This is a genomic window from Nocardiopsis deserti (assembly GCF_008638355.1).
GTDB classification, from domain to species: Bacteria; Actinomycetota; Actinomycetes; order Streptosporangiales; family Streptosporangiaceae; genus Nocardiopsis; species Nocardiopsis alborubida.
The window spans coordinates 166,654-187,856 of sequence record NZ_VWVS01000004.1 but is presented as its reverse complement, the minus strand read 5'-3'; the positions used below and the strand labels follow the sequence as shown (position 1 = coordinate 187,856).

The following is a 21,203-nucleotide window of genomic DNA, read 5'->3' as shown; positions in this document are numbered from 1 at the left end:
GGGGGCGCGGGCGCCCCACGGACTCGGGAATACGCGACCCCCTCGGAGACGACGTGCGGCGACGCCAACGACTCGCCCTGATGCTGCAACTGCTCCTCGTGCTGGCCGCTGGGCTGCTGGGAGTGGTCACCAACTTCGCGACCGATGGGCGCCAGACATCTCTCCTCCTCCGGTTGCTGGAGCAGGCCGCTGTGCCGGGTCTTGTCCTCATCCTCGTGGTTCTGCTCGTCGGCCACTTCGTGGCCTACCGCCTGGAGAACCCGACCCCTCCCGAGTTCGACTGGGAGCCGGGACGCTCCCCCTACCCCGGCCTGGCCGCCTTCCACGAGGACGAGGCCGCAGTCTTCTTCGGACGCGCCGCCCAGACCACTGAGGCCATGCGCCGCCTCAACGGGGTCGGCGCTGACCCCCACGAGCGCTTCCTGGCCGTCATCGGCGCCTCCGGCAGCGGCAAGTCCTCCCTCGTCCAGGCCGGAATCCTGCCCCGCCTGCGGGCGCAGCGCTGGAACGTGCTGCCCGTGATGGTGCCCGGAGCCGACCCCGTCGGGGCCCTGGCCAAAGCCCTGGCCGCGGCCACCACCGACCACGCGCAGGCCGACGCCTACGCCCGTCGCCTCCGGCGGGACAGCGGTGAACTTCTCACCCTGGTGCGCAAGATCCGCCGCGAGAGCGGAGGAACCCGCCGCACCGTCCTGGTCGTCGACCAGCTGGAGGAGCTGGTCACCCTCAGCGGTGATCGTGACCGCGCCCTGTTCCTGAGCACCCTGCGCGAAGCCCTGCACGGCGACCGCCACCTGCGGGTGGTGACCACCCTGCGTGTGGAGTTCCTCAGCGACCTCCTCAACGGCGAGGCCGCCGAACTGTTCACCAACCCCTTGGCCCTGGGCGCTCTGAGCCGCCAGGACCTTGTCGAGATCATCCAGCGCCCCGCCGAGGCGACGGGTTTCCGCTTCGAGGACGGCCTGGTCGAGCACATCACGGCCGACACCGGAAGCGGGGACGCCCTGCCCCTGCTCGCCTATCTCCTCCAGGAACTCCACATCCGCGCCGGCGCCCGCGGAACCGCCACCGAGGCCGACTACCGGGCGCTCGGCGGAGTGGAGGGTGCGCTGACCCGCCACGCTGATCAGGTCACCGCCGAACTGCGCGCCGAGGCCGACCTCGATCGCATCCTCAGGGTTCTGCTGCACTTCGTCACCGTCACCAGCGGTGACGCCACCCGCCGCCGGGTGCGCCTGGCCGAACTCGACGAGCGAGACCGCCACGTCGTGGACGCTTTCGTCGACGCACGCCTGCTGGTCAGTGACGTCCACGACGGCGGCCCCGTCGCTCAGGTTGCGCATGAGGCGCTCTTTCGTCAGTGGGCCCCGCTGCGCCAACAGGTGGAGGCGCACACCGAACGCCTGCGCCAGCGCGCCGAACTGGAGCGCTGGGCGGGCGACTGGGAGAGTTCGGGGCACCACCCCGACTACCTGCTCAGCGGAGCCCGTCTGACCACCGCCGAACGCTGGCTGGAAGCCCTCCGCGAGAACGGCCAGGACACCCCCGCGCTCACCGCCTTCGTTGACGCCTCCCGGCGCCGCGACCACCGCTTCCTGCGTCGCGTGTCGCTCTCGATCGCCGAGTACGTCCTGGCCGGTGTCGAGGAGCATCCCGAGCTGGCCGTCCTGCTCACCCTGGCCGCCCTGGAGGAGTGCGAACCGGTTCCCGTCGTGCGCGGCGCCCTACTGTCCGCGCTTGCCCACAGCCACTGCTCCGCCATTCTGACCGGCCACACCGACACCGTCCGCAATCTGGCCTGGTCACCTGACGGAACACGGATCGCCACAGCGTCCCGCGACGGCACCGCACGCCTGTGGGACACCCACGGCGGGCTGCTCCGGGAACTGCGCGGCCACATGGGCATGGTGGAGATGGCGTCCTGGGCACCGGACTCCCGGCGCCTGGCCACCGCATCCCGGGACAACACCGTGCGGGTGTGGGACGCCGACACCGGCCAGACCCTCATGCGCCTCACCGACGCCACCGACGTGGTGCGCGGTGTGTCCTGGAGCCCCGACGGGTGCCATGTCGCCGCGGCCTCACGTGACCGCGTCGTGCGGATCTGGGAGGCCGACACCGGACGCCTGTGTGCACAGCTGACCGGGCACACCGACAACGTCCTAGGCATCCGCTGGTCACCCGACGGCACCCGCCTGGCCACCGCCTCCCACGACCGGACCATCATCGTCTGGGACGTCGCCGACGCCCGCCAGGCCGTCACCCTCGTGGGCCACCGCGACTTCGTCGAGGGCGTGTCCTGGCACCCCGACGGAACTCGGATCGCCACGGCCTCGGGAGACCACACCGTCCGCGTCTGGAACGCCGACACGGGCGAGCAGGTCCTCCTGCTACGCGGCCATCGCGACCGCGTGTGGAACGTGGAGTGGTCACCCGACGGCCGCCTCCTGGCCACCGCGTCGGCCGACCGCACCGCCCGCGTCTTCACCGCCGACGACGCCGAGGAGCGCGTCGTCCTGCGCGGTCACACCGACGCCGTCTGGGGCGTGGCCTGGTCGCCCGACGGCACCCGCCTGGCCACGGGATCCGAGGACGCCACCGCACGCCTGTGGGAGATGGAGCCCAGGAGCGTCGAGCACGCCGTCCACAGCGCGCAGGGCACGGCGGTCAACGCCGTGACCACCCGGGACGGCACCATCGCGGCGGCGGGAGAGGACGGGACCGTCCGCGTGTGGGAACCGGACGCCGACTGGCCCGTGTACCTGCGCGGCCACACCGGTACGGTGCGCGACGCCGCCCTGTCCCCGGACGGCAAGGTCCTCCTCTCGGGCGGGATCGACCGGCGCGCCCTGCTGTGGAACCTGGAGACGGGCGAGGCCCTGACCGAACTGGACCACGAGGGCGCCATCGTGGAGTCGGTGGCCTGGTCACCCGACGGCGACCGCGTCGCCACCGGTACCCAGGACCGGAGCATCCGCGTGTGGGACGCCCGCGACGGCTCCCTGCTGACCGTGCTGCGCGGCCACCAGGACTGGGTCGTGGCCCTGGCCTGGTCGCCGAGCGGGCGGATGATCGCCTCCTGCTCCGACGACCGCACCGCCCGGGTGTGGGACCTGACCACCGGCCGCGAGCGCGTCGTGCTCACCGGACACGAGAACTGGGTGGACGCTGTCACCTGGTCACCCGACGAGACGTACCTGGTCACCTCCTCCGCCGACTGGACGGTACGGGTGTGGAACCTGGCCACGGGGCAGGCCGAACGGGTGCTTACCGGGCACGGCGGCCGGGTGCCCGCGGTGGCCTGGTCGCCCGACGGAGCCAGGATCGCCACTGCTTCCCACGATCGCACCGTGCGCGTCTGGGATGCGCGGGGCGGGGACGATCCCCTGACGGTGGGCGTCCACCGCGACCGCGCCCTGAGTGTCACCTGGAGCGGGGGTTCCCGGCTGGTCGCCTCGGGATCGGCCGACGGCACCGTGCGGGTGTGGGACGCAGACATGCCCCTGGAGGAGCTGACGCGCGTGGCGCGGCGGCGCACCTTCCGGGCCCTGACCCCGGAGGAGCGCCGCGCGCACCTGCTCGCGGTCGGCGAGGAGGAGGGGCTGGGTCAGTAGACCCGGGTAACCTCGCGGGTTTCGGTGGAGGCCAGGTAGTCCTTGGGGTTCAGGGCCATTGCTTCGCGTTTGGGGGAGTCCCAGTACTGGCGGTTGCGTTCGGCGAAGCTCTCGGGGCCGTTGTAGGAGATCTCCCAGATGAAGTGGCTGTGCTCCCTGTCGATCCAGGCTCCGCCGAGGGAGAAGCCGAACTCCAGGCGCAGGGGGACGATCTCCTCCCTCCAGCGCCGGACCCACTCGTCGAGTAGGCCCTCTTTGACGGTGTAGGTGCGTACCTGGGTGGTGACGGTCACGGTGTGGCCCTTCCTGGGGCTGTGTCTTCTCTAGTTCTTCTCCGAGGGAAGGTTCAGTCCCTGAAGGCTGGACCTTCCCGTTTGAGTAGCGAGGCCACGGTATCGGGACCGACGGTGCGTCACTGGGATGCTCGGCGAGTTCACGTACCAACCCGAGACGGCTACCTCGCTCACCCCTGCTGTGCGAGCCACAGCACAGATGCCGCCGTGGCCCAAAGAGCGCGTTTCAGCGACCAGATCGGCATGGAAGTTCTGACCTGCTGCTCCCCGAGCCTGCCGGTCGCTCGAGTGGTGGCCTCCATAATGGGCCAGCATTCGCTTCGAGTCGACGCTTTGGGTATCCCATTGGTTTACTGGGGGTTCTGCGAAATCCTGGGTTCGGGGTCGTTGAAAGTGGTCGTGTGATGATGAGGGTCGGGGTACCATCCTTGCTGATGGCTCTTCGGTCGTCTCTCCTCGTTTCCCGCTCGCGCGGCTGTGCTGCCTGCCGTACGTGTCTTCGTGTTTCCTGTCAAGAGGTGTGCATGCGAATCAAGTCAGTTCGCGTAGAAAATTTCCGGAGGCTGCGTTCGGTCAAGGTGGACCTTGACCCCAACTCGACGGTCTTCGTCGGGGCGAACAACAGTGGGAAAACATCAATGACCCACGTTTTTCGATTCTTCTTCAAGCGACGGAAGAGCGACTTCACGTTCTACGACTTCAACTCCGGTTGCTGGGATCAGTTTCAGGGGGTGACGGAACTGACCCAGGACGAAGCTGAGAAGCTGCCGAAGATACGCCTCGACCTTCTCTTGGAGGTCCGTAGGGAGGACTGGTACCGGGTCGTCGAGTTGATGTCCTTCCACGATCTTTCCGAAGACATCGGACGGGTGGCGCTGCGACTGGAGTTCGCGCCCAGGGAGGATCTCGCCGAGCGTTTCATGGCGGCTCGGAAGAAGGCGAGACAGGCCAAGGAACAGCAAACCGAAGAAGAGAGGAGGGTCTTCGCCCCCTGGCCGGAGGACCTGCGCGACTACCTGGATCGTGAGCTTAACTCTGCTTACGGGTTCCGCTATTACGTGCTCGGGCCCGACACGTTCGATCGGGAAGGTGCGGGATGCGAAGGGGCAGATGTCGCTGGAAGGATGGCTGACTCTCCGGCTGCCGCCAAGGAGTTCGTTGACAGTCTCATCCATGTGGACATGGTCGATGCTCAGCGATTTCTCTCTGATGATGAGACATCCAAGGGGCGGGATCTGTCCCGTCATGTCCGTAGGTTCCTCGACTACTCTGCTTCGGATGATATCGACCACGCCGCTCATCAGGCTGTGAAGGCTTCGGAAAAGCAGGCGCAGTCCTATCTGTCGGACAAGTTCGCCGAAACCTTTGCCCGACTGAACAAAGTCGCCGGACCAGGGATCCGCAATCCGAGGCTGAGCGTCAGGAGTCGCCAGAGCGGCGATTCCCTGCTCGCTGAGAGCGCATGGGTGTACTACCAGTTCGCTCCGGGGGAGGAGGACACGAAGAGGCAGCTTCCCGAACGTTACAACGGCCTCGGTTACAAGAACTTCCTCTTCATGCTCATCGAGATCCACGAGATGCACCGCCGGTGGGCCTCGGGTGTGGGAATACGGCCGCTCATCCATCTCGTGGTGATCGAGGAGCCCGAGGCCCACATGCATCCTCAACTCCAGCAGGCATTCCTGAAGATCGTGCGTCAGTTCGTCGACGAGGACGAGTCCGAGGTCTTCCACACCCAACTCATGGTGACCACGCACTCTCCCCACATCATCTATGACACCTCTTTCGATCCGATCAGGTACTTCCGGCGCCGGACTGCCTCGGACGGTGCTCCGGTCTGTGAGGTCAGGGATCTGTCCAAGCTCCAGACAGTCGACTCCAAGTTTCTGCGTAGGTTTCTCAAGATCACTAACTGTCACCTCTTCTTCGCGGACGCGGTAATCATCGTTGAAGGAGATGCCGAGCGCATCCTGTTGCCGTTGATGATCGATAAGGAGCCGAGCAGGCTGTCCCAGCTGGCTAGCTCGCACATCTCACTTCTCGAGGTGGGTGGATCACATGCCCATCGATTCAGGCCGCTGGTGAGCTTCCTCGGGCTCCCCACACTGATCATCGCGGATATTGACAGTGTCGGTCCGGTCGAAGGAAAGAAGAAGGACGCTGCGGTTCCGGCCTCCACTCCGAATGCACGAAGCGCTAATTCGACGCTCAAGACCTGGCTGCCGAGAAAAGTAGGGATCAAGGAGCTGCTGGACACTCCGGTGGGAGAGAAAATCGGAAATCACGAGGGCGGTGTCGATCCAGCAAAGGTGCGTGTTGCTTACCAGGGCCGACGGGTGATCGAGTGGAATAACCAACATCACGAAGCGGCTGGGCGTACATTCGAAGAAGCCATGATCCTCGACAACCTAGCATGGCTGCGTGACTGCGGAGAAAAGATCGGGTTTCAGTTGGGTGATGACATCTCTGCTGAGCAGGTCGAGCGGGAGGTTTTCGAGTTCGTTACCCGGCCGCCGGGTGGGAAGACCAACCTCGCGCTGACCCTTTTCGATCTGTATGATGAGAAACCCTGGAAGACCCCGTATTACATCCAGGAGGGGCTGGTCTGGCTTAACGGTGAGCTTGACCGGGAAGTGGAATTGTGAGCTCTGTGTCTGTGCGCGAGTCGACCGAGGCGGACGAGCAGATCCGGGAGGTCCTCGAAGCCACTAAGAAGCAGGGTTTTGTCGTGATCGCCGGGGCGGGGTCAGGTAAGACGACATCGCTGGTGAAGGCTCTGCGACACATCGGTCGAACCGAGGGCCCGACCCTGCTGGGCCAGCGGCGCCAGGTCGCCTGCATCACATATACGAATGTCGCGGTGGAGGAGATCAAGGAGCGGCTCGCCGCCAACCCGCTTTTTCATATCTCCACGATCCACAGCTTCCTCTGGAGTGTGGTTCAACCCTTCCAGTACATGATCCGTGAATGGGTGCGCGCGGACATTCATCGTCTTATCGCGGAGCGTGACGAAACCAGGGGTGCGAAGTACGTCGAGGCGCTCGAGTGCCTGAACGACCCGGCTCTGCGCTTCAACTACCAGTCCGGTCGAAACTACCAAAAAGGGTTCCTCGGTCACGACGATGTCCTGCGTATGGTTCCCGAGCTGATAAAGAGGGAAAAGCGCCTTGCCACTATCATTGCCCAGCGTTTTCCCTACGTTATGGTGGACGAGAGCCAGGACACGGATCCGAAGGTAGTCGAAGCACTACAGGCTGTCGAAGAACAGGAACGCGAAGAATTCTGTTTGGGATTTTTCGGGGACCCGATGCAGCGGATCTTCCCGACCGGAGCCGGTCTCATCGAAGCGGACACGAGTTGGACAACCATCCGTAAGAAGGAGAACTGGCGTTGCCCTGAGCGGGTGCTCGATGTCATCAACAAAATCAGGAGGATGTCACCACACGACGGAGACCTGACTCAGGTCCGGGGCGAACGCGAGGGGGAGGAAGAACCGAACACAGGTGACGCGGACCTCTTCGTGCTCTCGTCGGAAGACGACAGCGACATCTGGTTGGACCGGGTACGCGACCACCTGTCGGTCCGGCAGAACGACCTGTTGTGGAGTCAGGGAGTGGAGGGGAAGAACCTCAAGATCCTGGTGCTGGAGCATCGATTGGCGGCCCGACGCCTGGGCTTCATGGACGTGGACAGCGCCTTCCACCAATCTGGGCGCCGATATGCCAGGCAGTTGAGGGAGGAGTACATCGCAGGAACGCACTGGAGTCTGCGGCCCCTTCTCGACCGCATCATCCCGCTCGTGGAGGCGATCGAGCAGAAGGACGGGATCACAGCCCTGGGGATGCTGCGCAGGCTCTCCCCACGGCTCGGTTCCTTCCGTGATGGTCAGGCCACCGCGGAACTACTTCCGCGGTTGAAGGCCGATGGTGATCACCTGGCCAGGATCCTCGCCAGGGACAGCACGGATTCGGTCGCGGACGTGCTGCGACACGCTCTCCACTCGGAACTCATCCGACTGGACCCTCGCTTGAAGGCACAGCTTCTCAAGCACGAGGGCTTCTCTTTCGTGGAGCGGCTGCCGGTGGAGCAAGGCGAGGCCGCGGAAGACACAGGAGAGCAGCTCGAGGAAACACGCCAGGAAGAGCAGAAGATCCTTCAGAAGGCCATGACCGCCTACCTGGCCTGCCCCGCGGCGCAGATACGGATCTACCACGACTATGTTTCGGGACGGTTGCCGTACCAGACCCAGCACGGGGTCAAGGGCGCCGAGTTCGAGCGGGTCCTGGTGCTGCTGGAGGACGACCGCAGCAATTGGAACCAGTACTCCTACGAGAAACTGCTCGGCCTCAAGGACCTGAGTACTTCTGACATCAGCAACATCCGGGCTGAAAAGGACCATACGCCGGAACGCACACGCCGTCTCTTCTATGTCAGTTGCTCTCGCGCGACTCGTTCGCTCGCGGTGGTGCTCTTCACCAACGACCCGGACAGGGCATTGCAGGAACTCCGGGAAGATACCGACTGCCCTTTTCCTGCCGACAGGGTGCACGGAATCGAAGACCTGGAGGGCTATCCCGGGCATGCTTGACGAAGAGCACATGGTCGAGGTGAAGGACCTCGTCAACAGCCCCCTGCCTGAAGGGGTCCGTGTCGTGGTCCGCTATCCCGAGGGTGGGGAACCGCCCATGAAACATGGGGTCCTGGACGTTTCCACGGTGTTCCTGATCTCCGAGAACCCTCCGGATGAATTTCTCACCCCGGAAGGTCTTAAGGCCAAGGACCTGGCCTGGGTACTGGAGAAAACCTCGCGCAAGGTGAAGACTTTTCAGGATCGCTGGGGAGACCGGGCGAACCACGTACTCGATGAGCTGATTCGCTGTGGCGCGGTCATGGTGAAGGCCCGCGTCAACATGAGGGATCTGCGGATCAAGCGGTTGGTCCAGATCATCCGGACCCCGTTGTGGTCGGAACGGGCCGACGAGCGACGATGGAACCTCCTCGGCCGGGTCGATCCGGGTCTGGCGCGTACGGAACTCCTCGACCTGATGAGAGGCATCGGTGAACTCGAAACCGAGCACGGTCTGCTGCTGAAGTCCGAGCCCGGTGCGGTCCCCGTGGGCTCCGCGACCAGGGCGGGGCATTGGGACACCTACGATTTCGCGGTGCGTGTCGCGTGCCGGTGGTACCGACACAGGGACGAGCAGCACCCCACCCGGCGTGAGGTGTCCTCCCGCTCGCATGCGCACACCGCCGGTACGAAGACACGCTGGACCGACGCCCGCATCCACGCGGTGGAGAACCTGCTGAAGAAGTACATCTCCGAAGCGTTCGACTTCCCCGACCATGAGATTCGGGTCAAGGGGCCCCTGCGTTGGTACAAGGACGACGACCTGGCAGTGGACGCCGTCACAGCCGCCCCCTGGGCTGGCCTGCCTTCCAACGGTGTGCGCGAGAGCGGTTCTCTGGAGCGGGTCGAGGGGATTCGCGGTGTTCTCGTTCTGGAGAACCAGGACACCTTCTACCGCTCCTGCCAGATCTCCGCCATTACCGAGGGCTGGGTCTGTGTCTGGGGAGCAGGGTATGCGAGTGACGGACTCGTCGAGTTCCTGAAGATGCTGGCTCCCTTGCCGATCGCGGTGTGGGGAGACCTCGACGCGCACGGCATCGCGATCATCGCCAACCTGCGCGACCGGGTAGGGCGGGACGTGTACCCGGTCGCGATGACCGAGGAGGCCTGGCTCCGGGGGCCGCACCGGCCGCAACCTCCGGAACGTCGTGACCAGGACACGAAGAAGGCGGCGGGGCTTCTCGACCTGGCCCCTGACGCGCTGCGCCCCGTGGCCGCGCTCATCGCCGACCACCCGGAGTTGGCCGGGCTGGGGGTGGAGCAGGAGGCTCAGCACAGCGAGGTGTTGCCGGGTCTGGCCGACCTGCTCGTCGGGGTGCTGGACTCACTCCGGGGCCCGTCCGGAGCGTAGCCAGAAGGCCAGCCGCTCGACGTGCCGACCGTTTTCGTCGGATCCCCACGACCGGGTGGGGCGGTTGTAGACCTCACTGTTGGACACGTGGTTGAACCACAGGACCTGACCGCATTGCCGCACGGCGTCGTGGATGACACTGTCCTGGCAGGTGCCGAGGATGGTCACCTGTTGTGAGACCGCGACCTTCTGCAGTTCCCGCAACACGTCACGCCGATTCTCGTCGCCCAGGCTGTTGCCGAGTTCGTCCAGCACAAGAACTCGGCCGGGCACATCGCTGTCGGCCAAGAGCGCGGCCAACACCAGCTGGATCGCGAACACCTTGACCTGAGCCCCGTTCGCGATCTTCTGGTAGGAGACGTAGGTCCCTTGCGGAGAGCGTAGCCACCGGGGAACGACGTTGACCTTCCACTTGGAGCCGGTCGAGGAGGGGTCCAGTACCTCGTAGTCAAGGCGGGCACCGTAACCGCCGTCCCTGTCCTTGTCCAGCTCGTCGAACTGGCCACTGATCCTGGCCAGGATCAGTTTGATGGACCTGGCCACGGCCGCACGGATGATCTCCAACGACCCGATCTGCTGGTCCACCTCCTCCTGGGCGGCAGCGAGGTTGCGACCGCGCTCCTCCTGTTCGTTGGCGATGAGCGTCCGGTTGAGTGAGTCCTGTACCTCGCACTCATCCAACAGCTCGGCGATCGGCTGTAGGGCGGTGTCGAACGCCTCCCTGGTCTGGCCGGGTTCGGGGACACTCTGCGCGGCGGTGTCGATGAGGTCGACCAGGGCACTGGGAAAGGTGTCCCGGTCCTGGCGAACCACCGCCAGCGACTCCAGGAAGGAGCTCGAGGCGTGGTTCCACCAATCCTGGGCCGTGTGCTTGCGCTGGGTACGGTCCCTGATCTGGGCGATGTGTCTCTTCGCGGAGTCCGAGCCACGACCCCAGGCCAGGCGCCACTTGTCGTGCTCGGCCCTTTCCACCTTCTCGTGAGCGCTCTGAAGCTCCCGGCGAAGCTGACCGAGCTTGTCCTCCGCGCTCCGTAGTTCCCGCTGAGCAGATTCGACGAGAAGCTCGTGGTTGCTCAACGCGATCTGCGCCTCCGTGTACCGCTGGTCCGCTCGCGTCCAGCGTGTCCGGAGCACGTCTGCCGCCGAGACTGCCTCGGCGTGCTCGGTTTCGGCGGTTCGCAGCTCCTCCCGGCAGGCTTTCAGCCGTTCAGCCGCTGTCGCGATCTCCAGGAGTTCATGTTGGCGTTGGAGAGCACGTCGCGCGTTCTCCAGCGTCTGTGAGGTTTCCTCTTCAATCCGTAGCGCGGCCCTCAACTCCGACTCGGCGACGGTGATCCGGGTTTGGCGTCCCGTGGCCGGTTCGGGGAACCCGGACAACATCCATTCGCCCAGGTCGGCGTCGTGCGAGCGGTCCGGTTCTCCGGCGAACCCGTACCGGGAGCGGGCCGCTTCCAGGAAGGTGCCGAAAGCCGGGGGAGCGGTCACCCCGTCCAGCAGGACGGTGGCTTCCCCGTCTGGGGAACCGTTCACGCGGATGATCGACACTCCTGGGAAGTCCCGGAGCGAACCGAGTGCGAACTCCACGTCCTCTGCCGCCACCGCGACGGAGTTCCGGAAACGCCACAGGTGTGCCTCCCACTCCGGGCGTGCGCTCTGGTCGAGCATGACGGCGTCCAGGACACCCCTGGCGCGGACACCCAGTTCATTGAGCCTCCGCACGGCCCCGCCCGCGGTGCCGTCCTCGCCGGAACGGACCCGTTCCAGGCGGTGCTCAGCGTCCTTGCGCCGGTCCACGGACCGCCCGTGCACTATCAGGGCGGAGTCCAACTGCTCCTGCGTCTGCTCGACCTCGGCCCGGCGCTGGACCACGCCGATCCCGTCGAAACGATCGGTCACGAGGAGCAGTTGCCTGCGTTCCTCGGTCAGCTGTTTCACACCGGTGTGGAGTTCCCCGACGCGCTCGGTCTGTCGTGTCCTCGCACGGCTGACGCGTTCGCGCTCGTTCCCAGCTTCTTGGGCGGCTTCCCGCAAGCCGGTGTTCTTGCGCAGGCGCTCCAGGTGTCTGGTGGCTACGAGCGTGCATTCCTTGGCCAGGTCCACATCCTCCTGAGCCTGGTCGCGTTCCCTTGCCGCCGCCTTGAGTTCCTCCTCCCTCTCCACGAGGCCGACGGCCAGGTGGAGCTCCCACGATCGGGTCGCGGTCTTCAGTGCCTGCCGCGCCAGTTCCCGGCGGTCGATGGCTGCCAGCTGTGCGGATTCGAGGATGCGCCGGTTGCGGTCGTTGACTTCCTGGACCTGCAGTTCCTGGGCCGCCTCGTCGTACCTGACACGGCCTTCCTGTTCCTTGGTCAGCAAACGGGACTGACCGGTCAGGGCGATGAGCGCGTCGCCGATGGCGTCAGGGGCCATCGAGGTCATCTGCTGGGACAGGAGGGAGGCGACCATCGGCCTCATCGAGGTGTCCAGATAGGCCAGACAGCGAGGGGCGTCCCCGTACAGGAACTCACCCATGTTCTGGGCGCCCCTGCCCAGTTTCGCGGGCAGTTGTTCCCACAGCGCGTCGGCTTGGTCAGAGCGCTCCTGGTCGGTGTCGGCCACAGCCACGTGCAGGTCCCTGACCCACCGCATCTGTAGGTACTGCGGCTGGTGGGAGATGCGTAGCCACACCGTCAGGAGGTTCGTGCCGTCCTCGTCGGAGAACACGCCCACGATGTAGCCGCGTCGGGCTCCGCCGCTCTCCCCCGAGCCCGCGGACTCCGGGCTGAACAGCAGCCCCTTGGCGAACTGGCCGTCGCGTTTGAGGCGCCACTGCGGGTCTGCGAGGAGGAGGGAGACCGCGCTGAGGAAGGTGGTCTTGCCGGATCCGTTGGAGTCGCCTTTCGGCCCTTCCCCGGAGACGGCGACGAAGGACGACGGGACGATCGGCACCGGGTGGGTGGTGAGGCGGCCGATATCGAAGGTCTGCACCGCGACCAGCTTGCGCGCCTCGACCAACCCCGTGCTGCCGGTGTCCTGGAGGTGCTCGGTCGTCTGCTCGGGCAGGAGGCTCATGATGCGCCCTCTTCTGGTTCCGTGTGGCTGCCGCGGGTGGCGGCAAGGGAGCCCGCGTCTTCACTCGGGGTCAGCGGCCGAGGAGTGGTGTTCATCGAGGCCAGAGCGCGCTGGTGTGACTGGCGGAGCTTTTCGGCAAGGCCTTCGTCGGTGGTGGTGACCAGGGCGATCTGCTCTCGCACACGTTGGGAGGCGGCTTCCGTGAGCCGATTGAGCTGTGGTCCGGGTTTGACCATGCCGCCCCCGTGGCCGGTGAAGCAGACCAGCCCTCGCGCCGCCAGGCGCCGCAGGGACTCACGCACGACCCCCTTCGGGACCATGGACTCCTCCAGCAGGTCTCGGCGCACGGGAACGGCGTCCAGCCATGTGTCCCCCTGAACTCTGCCCTCGGCCTGGGGGATCGCCACACAGTGCAGCAGGACCAGGGCGAGCACCGCCCGTTCCTCGGTCGGCAGGACCCCGGAGCCCTCCGCCACCAGCGCGTCCGTGATGTGGTCGGCGTAGCCGGCGGTGTATCCGTGTCCGGCCTGGAGCAGGACCCGTCCCAGCTTGCTGAGACATCTCTTGACGCAGTTGCGCAGACCAGGATCGAGGAGAGCCTGGAAGTGGGCGGCGAGGACCGGGGAACGGGAGGACTCGAGGGCCGCGATGGCGTCCAGCACCTCGGTCCGCTGTTCGGGGGTGAGGTCGTTCAGTTGGGGCCACCCCTCGCCCATCGCGGATTCGGTCACGGGGGCTACTCCAGGGGAGAGTTCTCGATGTGCCGGGGAAGGAGATCGAACACCTCACGCAGGTCCACGGTCTGGCTGCGGGACCAGGTCGCGACGCGCGGCCCCAGCCTGACCCCGGCGCCCGAGAGCTCGACCCACAGGGAACGGTCCAGCCGCGCGAGCGCTCTGCGGGAGCGCCCGAGAGCCCGCGAGCTGTCGTCCTCCTTCACCCAGGCCAGGGCGTCCAGCACTTCCTGCTGCTCACACGGAACCCCGGGCCAGGGCTCCGCATGGCGATCACGCCAGCAGCAACCGAGGCATGCGGCGAAGACTTCCAAGTCGGTGCGGCTGTGTTGCGGGTGGTCCAGCCCGGTCTTCTCCTCGTGGGAGGGTTCATGGCCCTCCACCCACCCCAGGATCCGCGCGGGTTCGTCCCATCGGACGACATCCAGAATGGAGCGGCCCGCCTTGAGGGCTTCGTCGGCGATGACCGCATCAGGGAGGTCGGCACGGATCGGCGCGGCGCCCAGGGCGCGCATGCGGGCCAGGGCAAGAGGCCCGGGGTCGGAGACGGTCCTGGTCTCGGTCACGGAGTGCCGTTCCTCTCGTCCGGCTCGTGCTGCGGGTGGTACTCGAAGGTGTCGGGATCCCACTTGGGGTTGCGGTGCAGCCTCACTTGGGACAGGTAGGTCATCTCCTCCGCCGGGTGGACGAAGAACCCGTCCGTCATCTCGACCTCGTAGGGGGTGCCCGGCCCGGACACCCTGACCAGGTCGACCAGGAGCCGCATGCCTTCCGGCCAGCCGAGGGCCCGCACACGGTCGGTGAGGTCGATACCGTCGTGCCCGCCGAGGAGTAGTTCGGCCTGTTCCAGCATGTGGCGGTGGCGTCCCTGCTCCTTGCGGGCGATGTCGTGGAGCGGATTGTCCCGGGGAGCATCCCGGTCGGGTCGCGGCGGCGGGACTCCTGGGGCCGGGCGCCTGGGGCTGAGCTCCTCGATCGTCTCGATGAGCGCGGTGGGAGAGATCCCGAGGTCGGGCGGGCCCACGACCACGTGGGAGAAGACGGCCGCCAGTTCTTTCAGGCTGCTCGTCTTCGCCGCGTCCTTGTACTGCTCAGGGTGGAAGAGGCTGAAGTTCCGGTTGAGGGCTCCGGCTTTGATGAGCCGATCGATGAGGTCCGACGTGGCAGCGGCATAGGCCTGAGCGCATTCCAGAGCCTCCCGTGCCGGGCGCTCCAGGTCCCGAAAGTGTGCGATCACCAGTTTCTGGAGCTCCTCGACCCGCTTCACGAGCCCCGGGTCGCGGTAGCGGTGTTGCTCGGTGATGAGCTCTTTCAGGGGGCGTGTCCGCAGCATCGAAAGCAGGTGATCGGTGAAGACGATCAGCGTCTGCCGGGTGCGTAGCAGGGCATTGTGGACGTCTGCCCTGCTGGCCTGGTCCCGCTCGATGGCGGAGCGTGTGCTGTCCAGGAGGGCCAGGAGCTCACCGATCCCGCCGTGGCGGTTGATGCGCTCCAGGAACAGCAACAGGGCCATGCTGGTGGGTTCGAGGATGTACCGGTCCTCGCGGGGCCGCGAACTGGCGGGGAGCAGCATCCCCAGGGAGAGAAAGGTGTTGAAGCGCTGCTCGAAGACCTGAACCTCGGCTACCCCGGCGCAGGCCTCCCGAAGTTCGCCCCGGGTGAAGCCGCCGCTCTTCGGCGATCCGGTGGTGTAGACGCGGAAGACCGCCATGGCCACGTCCAGCAGTTTCAGGTCCTCGATGACCGAGTTGCTGTGCTTGGCGATCGGTGCGGCGAGTGCCTTCAGCTGCGTGGGGAGCAGGCCCTGAGGGCGGCTGCCTTCAGGCAGGGATAGTTCTGTTGAACGCATGGTTGGCGGACTGCCCTGTCCATGGGGGTGCGCCTCTGAGAGAGGCTCGGGGATGGGATCAGTCAACCAGAGGTCACAAGGTCATTTCAGGACAATCGAGAGATTCGCCCTGAGGTGCTGCTGGGGCGGGGGAGGTGCCTGTCTGCACACGTACCCCGGCCCCGGTTCAGAGGAGTTGTTGTATCAGCGCTGTTCGTGTGAGGAGTGGAGGAAGACGTCCCACTCGGCGACGGGGAAGGGGGGCCTTGGCGGGGTTCTTGGAGTCCCGGACAGCCGCGCCGGGTAGGTCGGTGACCGTGCCCGTGCAGGGGCGCTGAGAAGGAAGGGAGCCGCTGGGCACGTGGTGTGTGCCAGCGGCCCTAGAAGGTCTCCGATGTACGAGTGCTGGGCGACCCTTCGACCTTCGAGCGGTGCGGCGATGTCTCAGCGCAGGTCTTGAAGCAAGGTGCCGTCGCTCGCGCGTCGCCACTGCCGCCATCCGTTGATCTCGTGCCCGCACAGGGCGCGGGCGGCTCCGGAGGGGGTCTTGAACGGCGGTGCGTCGCCCTCGTCGAGCCGGACGCGTCCCCCCGCCGTGACGGTGGCCGTGTGTGTGGTGCCTATCCGTGAACGTTCCCAGACGAGCTTCTCCCCGGCGGAGAGGGCGCCGCTGTCGATCATGCCCGCCAGCGCGCCCCGGTCGTTCTCGGAACGGTCGCTCGACAGTGCGTCCACGGTCGTGGAGGTCAGGCCCAGAACACGGCGCAGTACGTCGTTCGGGGTGTCGACGAAAGGCTGTGCCTGCTCCTGGAGGGCGGCGTAGACTTCGTCATCGACGCGGATGACCTGGGACATCGGCTGTTTCCCCTCTCCGTTTGCTCTCGAACTGTAACTGACTTGATCACGCTGAGGTCTCCTGGTGAAACCAAGAGGAGAGCGGGTCAGGCCGTGGAGCGGGAGAGCCGCTCCCGTAGTTCTTTGAGGGAGACTCCGCCGTCGGCCGTGCGCCACACCTTCAGCCCGTCGTGCGATCCGCCCGTCAGTGCCAGTGCGGCGCCGGAAGGCGAGAACTCCCTGGCATGCCCCTCCAAGCGAAGACGGCAGTCCGAGGTCAGCACGGCCTTGTGGGAGGTTCCGGCCATGGGCCGGTTCCAGACCAGTGCGTCTCCAGGGCGGAGGAGCCCGTGTGCGTACAGGGCCCTTATCAGGGCTTGACCCCGGAGTGCTTGCGGATGTTCCGGCTTTGGCGGGGTGTGCCGTACGACGGATGAGGACACCGACACGACCCTGGCGCGGTCCGGAACCGATACGCCGGGTCCCCTTTTCTGGTGGGATGTGGACGGGGTGGTGGACGGCACGGTTGTCGTGATGTCTACGCGGAACATGATCTCGGGCATGTCGAAAACTCCCCTAAACTCAGATAGCCAAGCTAGCTACAGTTCCCAGCATAGAGTGTGTGAGCGCGCGCCACCACCGCCGCCGCCCATGTCATCGACGCATGTGCCATCTGGTCGGCCGTGCTCGGCTCGCATGAGCCGCGGCGGGAGGGCTTCCGAGGCTGGTGTGGCCGAATGTGGACAGAGTCCCGAAAGGGACTTTGGTCCCGGGTCTGCACGCAGGTCAGCGGCGATAGCCTGTGTCCGCAGACCGCGCGTTCCCCCGCTCCACCGCGCGCGGCCCCCGGTGGCATTGGCAGGTCCGCAGTGAAACCCCTGACCCCCTCAGACCCCCGTGCCCTCGGCGGCATCGAGCTCCTCGGCAGGCTCGGCCAGGGCGGCATGGGCGTGGTCTACGTCGGCCGCACCGCCGAGGACGCCCCGGTCGCGGTCAAGACCCTGCACGCCGCGCACCTGGACCGCGACGACCTGCGCGAACGCTTCGACCGCGAGTCCACCGCCCTGGGCATGGTCCAGGGGCCCGGCGTCGCCGCGCTCGTGGCGGTCTCCGAGCGCGGCGACGAGACGCCCTGGCTGGCCATGGAGTACGTTCCCGGTCTGGACCTGGCCACCTACCTGGAGCGCAACGACCTCCTGGACGAGGTCGACGGCGCGGCCCTGGGCCTGGTCCTTGCCTCGGCCCTGACCGAGATCCACACCGCCGGCCTGCTGCACCGCGACCTCAAACCCGCCAACGTCATGCTCGGCCCCGACGGCCCCCGCGTCGTCGACTTCGGCCTGGTGGCCATCGGCGGGGCGGGCGGCGACCTGACGATGACCAACATGCGGCTGGGCACACCCCGCTTCATGGCGCCCGAGCAGTTCACCGACCCCACCGGGGTGACCGCGGCCGCCGACGTCTACGCCCTGGGCGTGATTCTGGCCTACGCCACCTCCGGGCGCTATCCCTACAACGGAGCCACCCCCGAGGCCCTGGGCATGGCGGCGGTCAGCCCCGACGTCCACCCCGACCTGGCGAAGGTCCCGGACGCGCTGCTCCCGCTGGTCACCGAGTTGATGGCGATCGACCCCGCAAGCCGACCAACGCTGGCCGACGTGCGCGCCCGGCTGACCGAGTTCCTCGCGGCCGCGGGGCTCTCCCCGGGCGCTGCCCGAGCCCGACTGGCCGAGCGCACCCACGTTGAGGGCACCGGGATCGCCGACACCGTCCCGGCCGCCACCCGCCCCGCGGCCGTCACCCGGCCCGTCACGGTTCCGCTGCCTACCGAAACCGGAACCGGGACAGGTGCCAGGCTCGCGGCCCGCACGGCCGCCCGGTTGCGTAAGGCCTACGCACGCCCCGCCGCCTGAGCGGCCCGCCGGACCGCCGCCGGGCCGGTCACCATCTGAGAACGACGCCAACCGCCACCGGCGGCGGCGCGTGTAACCGGAAGCAACGACAACACCGCAGTGGACAGTGAGGGTTTCCCCTTGACCGCAGAAGCAGACACCGCGCGCACCAGCCCCTTCGCCCCCGGGGCGCGCGTGGAGGTGCGCGACGCCGAGTGGATGGTGCGCACCTGCACCCCCGCGGCCTCCCCGGCGGACGGGTACATGGTCCGCGCGGTCGGTGTCTCGGAGTTCGTCCGGGGCGAGGACGCGGTGTTCTTCACCGGCATCGAAAGCGTTGACCCCCTGGACCCCGAACAGACCCGCCTGGTCCACGATGGCTCCTCCGGCTACGCGCAGAGCCGCCTGTACCTGGAGTCGGTGCTGCGCCGCACCCCGCTGCCCCAGTCCGAGCGCCGCCTGGCCATGCCCGGCAAGTTCCTGCTCAAGGACCTCGTCTACCAGCAGCGCCCCGCCGAACTCGCCCTGCGGGCCCTGCGCCCGCGCGTGCTCGTCGCCGACGTGGTGGGCCTGGGCAAGACCCTGGAGATCGGCCTGACCCTGGCCGAGCTCATCCGGCGCGGACGCGGCGAGCGCATCCTCGTCGTCACCCCGCAGCAGGTCCTCGAACAGTTCCAGCAGGAGCTGTGGACCCGCTTCGCCATCCCGCTGGTGCGTCTGGACTCGGTGGGCCTGGAACGCATCCAGCGCGACATCCCCGCCGGACGCAACCCCTTCCTGTACTTCAAGCGCGCCATCATCTCCGTCGACACCCTCAAGAACCAGGGCAAGTACGGCCAGCACCTGCGCAGCATGCACTGGGACGCGGTCGTCATCGACGAGTCGCACAACCTCATCAACGAGGGCAACCTGCGCAACCAGCTCGCCCGGCTGCTCGCCGCCCAGACCGACGCCCTGCTGTTGGCCTCGGCCACCCCGCACAACGGCGACTCCAGGTCCTTCGCCGAACTCATCCGCCTGCTCGACCCGGCCGCCATCGCCGACCCCGACGACTACGGCGCCGAGGAGATCGAACACCTCTACATCCGCCGCACCAAGATCCACCCCGAGGTGCGCGCGGAGATGGGCGACGACTGGCCCGAGCGCGGCCCCTCGGTGTCGGTGCGCTGCGCCGCCACCCCCGCCGAGGAGGCCGTCTTCGCCGAACTCGCTCAGGTGTGGATGGCGGGCGACGCCCGCGAGGGCGGACCGGTGGTGCGAAAGGAACGCCGCCTGTTCCCCTACACCCTGCTCAAGGCCTTCCTGTCCTCGCACGTGGCCCTGTCCGCCACGGTCGCCAACCGGCTCAAAACGATCACCGACAGGCACACCGGCCGCCTCAAGGACGGCGAGGACGAGCGCGAGCACGCGGCCCTGCGCACCCTGGGCGACCTGGCCGGAAAGATCGACGGCTCCGGCTCGGCCAAGTTCACCACCCTCGTCCAGCAGCTCAAGGAGATCGGGGTCGGCAGGGGCAGCGACACCCGCGCCGTGGTCTTCTCCGAGTCCGTGCCCACCCTGGAGTGGCTGCACGGCGCCCTGCCCGAGGCACTGGGCCTGAAGGAGGACCAGGTGGCCCTGATGCACGGCGGCCTGTCCGACACCGAACAGCAGCGCCTGATCAGCGACTTCGCCTTGGAGGACAGCAGGGTCCGGGTCTTCGTCACCGGTGATGTGGCCTCCGAGGGCGTCAACCTGCACCGCCAGTGCCACCACCTCCTCCACTACGACCTGCCCTGGTCGCTCATCCGTATCGAGCAGCGCAACGGCCGCATCGACCGCTTCGGCCAGAAGCACGAACCCCAGTTCCGCGCGCTCATCCTGCAGTCGGCGACCGAGGGCGCGATGGACGACACCTCGGTGGCCGAGAAGCTGCTGCACAGGGAGGCCGAGGCCCACCGCGCCATGGGCACCGCCGAGACGGTCACCGGTCTACACAACGCCAAGAAGGAGGAGGACCGCCTCGTCCAGGACCTGCTCCAGGGGCGCACCGTGGACGAGTCCATCGACGCGACCTCCGCGCAGGACGGCGACGACGGCGGCTGGATCGGCGACATCCTCTTCGGCGACGTGGGCGTGCCCGACGAGGCCGCCGCCCCCGAGCGCGCCCCCGAACCCCAGCTCTTCGACTCCACCGAGCAGTTCGTCCGCGCCGCTCTGGACACCGTCGCCAGTGACGTGGCCGTCGACGACGACGGGCGCATCCTCGCCTTCGAACCGCCCCGCGACCTGGCCGACCGCCTCAGCGCACTGCCCACCGACTACCTGCGCAAGCTCAGGGTGAAGGAGCGCCTGCGTGTCACCTTCGACCGCGAGCACGCCCTGAAGCGCCTCGACGAGGCCCGCGCCACCAAGACCACCTGGCCCGACACCGGCTATGTCAGCGACCTGCACCCGCTGGTGGAGTGGCTGGTGGACAAGGTACAGGTGCGCACCCAGCGCAACCAGGCCTGGGTCATCCGGGCGCCCAGGGCCGTCGAACCCGTCTTCCTGGTCCAGGGCACCTACTCCAACGAACTGGGACAGCCCACCGTCGTGGAGTGGATGGCCGTCACCGGCCTGCCCGGAGCCCCGCGCGTGGAGGACATGTTCGAGGCCCTCCAGCGCACGGGCGTCGGGTCGGGCATGGTCAACACCGGCCGGGCCGAGGACCTGTCCGCCCTCCAGGAACTGGTGCCCGACGCGGTCCGGGCCGCCCGCACCCACCTGGCCGAGCGCAGCGCCGCCTACGACGCCCGCATCGAGCAGGACCTGGCCGCACCCGAGCAGCGGCTGAAGGAATGGCAGCAGCTCAGTCTGGACGGCCTGGGCGAGGGCCGACAGAAGGAACGGGGACGGGTGCACGACACCGTCGCCGAACAGGAGCGGCTGATGCGCAGGATGCGCACGTCGGGCGAGCCGCTGCTGCGCGTGCTGGCCGTGGTGAAGGGGGAGAACTGA

General features: G+C 67.1%; 13 protein-coding genes. 6 read left to right on the top strand and 7 right to left on the bottom strand.

Annotated elements, in window-relative coordinates:
* Positions 1-53: 53 nt before the first annotated feature.
* Complete coding sequence (locus FYW99_RS13600) at positions 54-3,614, top strand: WD40 repeat domain-containing protein (RefSeq protein ID WP_223838998.1); 3,561 nt, start codon at positions 54-56, stop codon at positions 3,612-3,614.
* On the opposite strand, the gene FYW99_RS13595 is transcribed toward FYW99_RS13600, so the two are convergent.
* Positions 3,608-3,907 carry an NIPSNAP family protein gene (locus tag FYW99_RS13595; protein ID WP_150252416.1) on the bottom strand — a complete coding sequence of 100 codons (300 nt, stop codon included), beginning with the start codon at positions 3,905-3,907 and terminating at the stop codon, positions 3,608-3,610. The genes FYW99_RS13600 and FYW99_RS13595 overlap by 7 nt on opposite strands.
* 524 nt (positions 3,908-4,431) lie before the next feature.
* On the opposite strand from FYW99_RS13595, the gene FYW99_RS13590 reads away from it, so the two are divergent.
* From FYW99_RS13590 to FYW99_RS13580, 3 genes are read left to right on the top strand one after another with little or no spacing between them, the layout of a single operon-like run.
* The gene (locus tag FYW99_RS13590; RefSeq protein ID WP_190394652.1) at positions 4,432-6,552 is read left to right on the top strand and encodes an ATP-dependent nuclease; all 2,121 of its coding nucleotides are present in this window, start codon (positions 4,432-4,434) and stop codon (positions 6,550-6,552) included.
* 5 nt (positions 6,553-6,557) lie between these two features.
* Positions 6,558-8,495 carry a UvrD-helicase domain-containing protein gene (locus FYW99_RS13585; RefSeq protein ID WP_190394651.1) on the top strand — a complete coding sequence of 646 codons (1,938 nt, stop codon included), beginning with the start codon at positions 6,558-6,560 and terminating at the stop codon, positions 8,493-8,495.
* Positions 8,488-9,885 carry a Wadjet anti-phage system protein JetD domain-containing protein gene (locus FYW99_RS13580; RefSeq protein ID WP_150252413.1) on the top strand — a complete coding sequence of 466 codons (1,398 nt, stop codon included), beginning with the start codon at positions 8,488-8,490 and terminating at the stop codon, positions 9,883-9,885. Before FYW99_RS13585 ends, FYW99_RS13580 begins: the two co-directional genes overlap by 8 nt.
* On the opposite strand, the gene FYW99_RS13575 is transcribed toward FYW99_RS13580, so the two are convergent.
* The 6 genes from FYW99_RS13575 to FYW99_RS31760 form a co-directional block, all read right to left on the bottom strand.
* Entirely contained in the window at positions 9,859-12,936 is a 3,078-nt protein-coding gene (locus FYW99_RS13575) for an SMC family protein (RefSeq protein WP_150252412.1), read from the bottom strand. The two genes, FYW99_RS13580 and FYW99_RS13575, sit on opposite strands and share 27 nt — an antisense overlap.
* Positions 12,933-13,667 (bottom strand): hypothetical protein, encoded by a 735-nt coding sequence (locus FYW99_RS13570; protein WP_150252411.1) that lies wholly within the window; start codon positions 13,665-13,667, stop codon positions 12,933-12,935. Before FYW99_RS13570 ends, FYW99_RS13575 begins: the two co-directional genes overlap by 4 nt.
* 5 nt (positions 13,668-13,672) lie before the next feature.
* Positions 13,673-14,236, bottom strand: coding sequence for a hypothetical protein (locus tag FYW99_RS13565; RefSeq protein ID WP_150252410.1), 564 nt, complete (start codon positions 14,234-14,236; stop codon positions 13,673-13,675).
* The gene (locus tag FYW99_RS13560) at positions 14,233-15,519 is read right to left on the bottom strand and encodes a hypothetical protein (RefSeq protein WP_150252409.1); all 1,287 of its coding nucleotides are present in this window, start codon (positions 15,517-15,519) and stop codon (positions 14,233-14,235) included. The genes FYW99_RS13565 and FYW99_RS13560 overlap by 4 nt, the downstream gene beginning before the upstream one ends.
* Positions 15,520-15,942: 423 nt before the next feature.
* Complete coding sequence (locus tag FYW99_RS13555; RefSeq protein WP_150252408.1) at positions 15,943-16,353, bottom strand: restriction system modified-DNA reader domain-containing protein; 411 nt, start codon at positions 16,351-16,353, stop codon at positions 15,943-15,945.
* Between the two features lie 86 nt (positions 16,354-16,439).
* Entirely contained in the window at positions 16,440-16,883 is a 444-nt protein-coding gene (locus FYW99_RS31760) for a restriction system modified-DNA reader domain-containing protein (protein ID WP_223839043.1), read from the bottom strand.
* Between the two features lie 318 nt (positions 16,884-17,201).
* On the opposite strand from FYW99_RS31760, the gene FYW99_RS13545 reads away from it, so the two are divergent.
* Complete coding sequence (locus tag FYW99_RS13545; protein ID WP_190394649.1) at positions 17,202-18,245, top strand: serine/threonine-protein kinase; 1,044 nt, start codon at positions 17,202-17,204, stop codon at positions 18,243-18,245.
* 120 nt (positions 18,246-18,365) lie between these two features.
* Complete coding sequence (locus FYW99_RS13540; RefSeq protein WP_223838997.1) at positions 18,366-21,203, top strand: DEAD/DEAH box helicase; 2,838 nt, start codon at positions 18,366-18,368, stop codon at positions 21,201-21,203.

Excerpts from the sequence above, each read along its gene's own strand:
- FYW99_RS13590 (WP_190394652.1), top strand. The coding sequence starts at position 4,432 with ATGCGAATCAAGTCAGTTCGCGTAGAAAATTTCCGGAGGCTGCGTTCG.
- FYW99_RS13580 (WP_150252413.1), top strand. The coding sequence starts at position 8,488 with ATGCTTGACGAAGAGCACATGGTCGAGGTGAAGGACCTCGTCAACAGC.
- FYW99_RS13575 (WP_150252412.1), bottom strand. The coding sequence starts at position 12,936 with ATGAGCCTCCTGCCCGAGCAGACGACCGAGCACCTCCAGGACACCGGC.
- FYW99_RS13560 (WP_150252409.1), bottom strand. The coding sequence starts at position 15,519 with ATGCGTTCAACAGAACTATCCCTGCCTGAAGGCAGCCGCCCTCAGGGC.
- FYW99_RS13555 (WP_150252408.1), bottom strand. The coding sequence starts at position 16,353 with ATGTCCCAGGTCATCCGCGTCGATGACGAAGTCTACGCCGCCCTCCAG.
- FYW99_RS31760 (WP_223839043.1), bottom strand. The coding sequence starts at position 16,883 with ATGTTCCGCGTAGACATCACGACAACCGTGCCGTCCACCACCCCGTCC.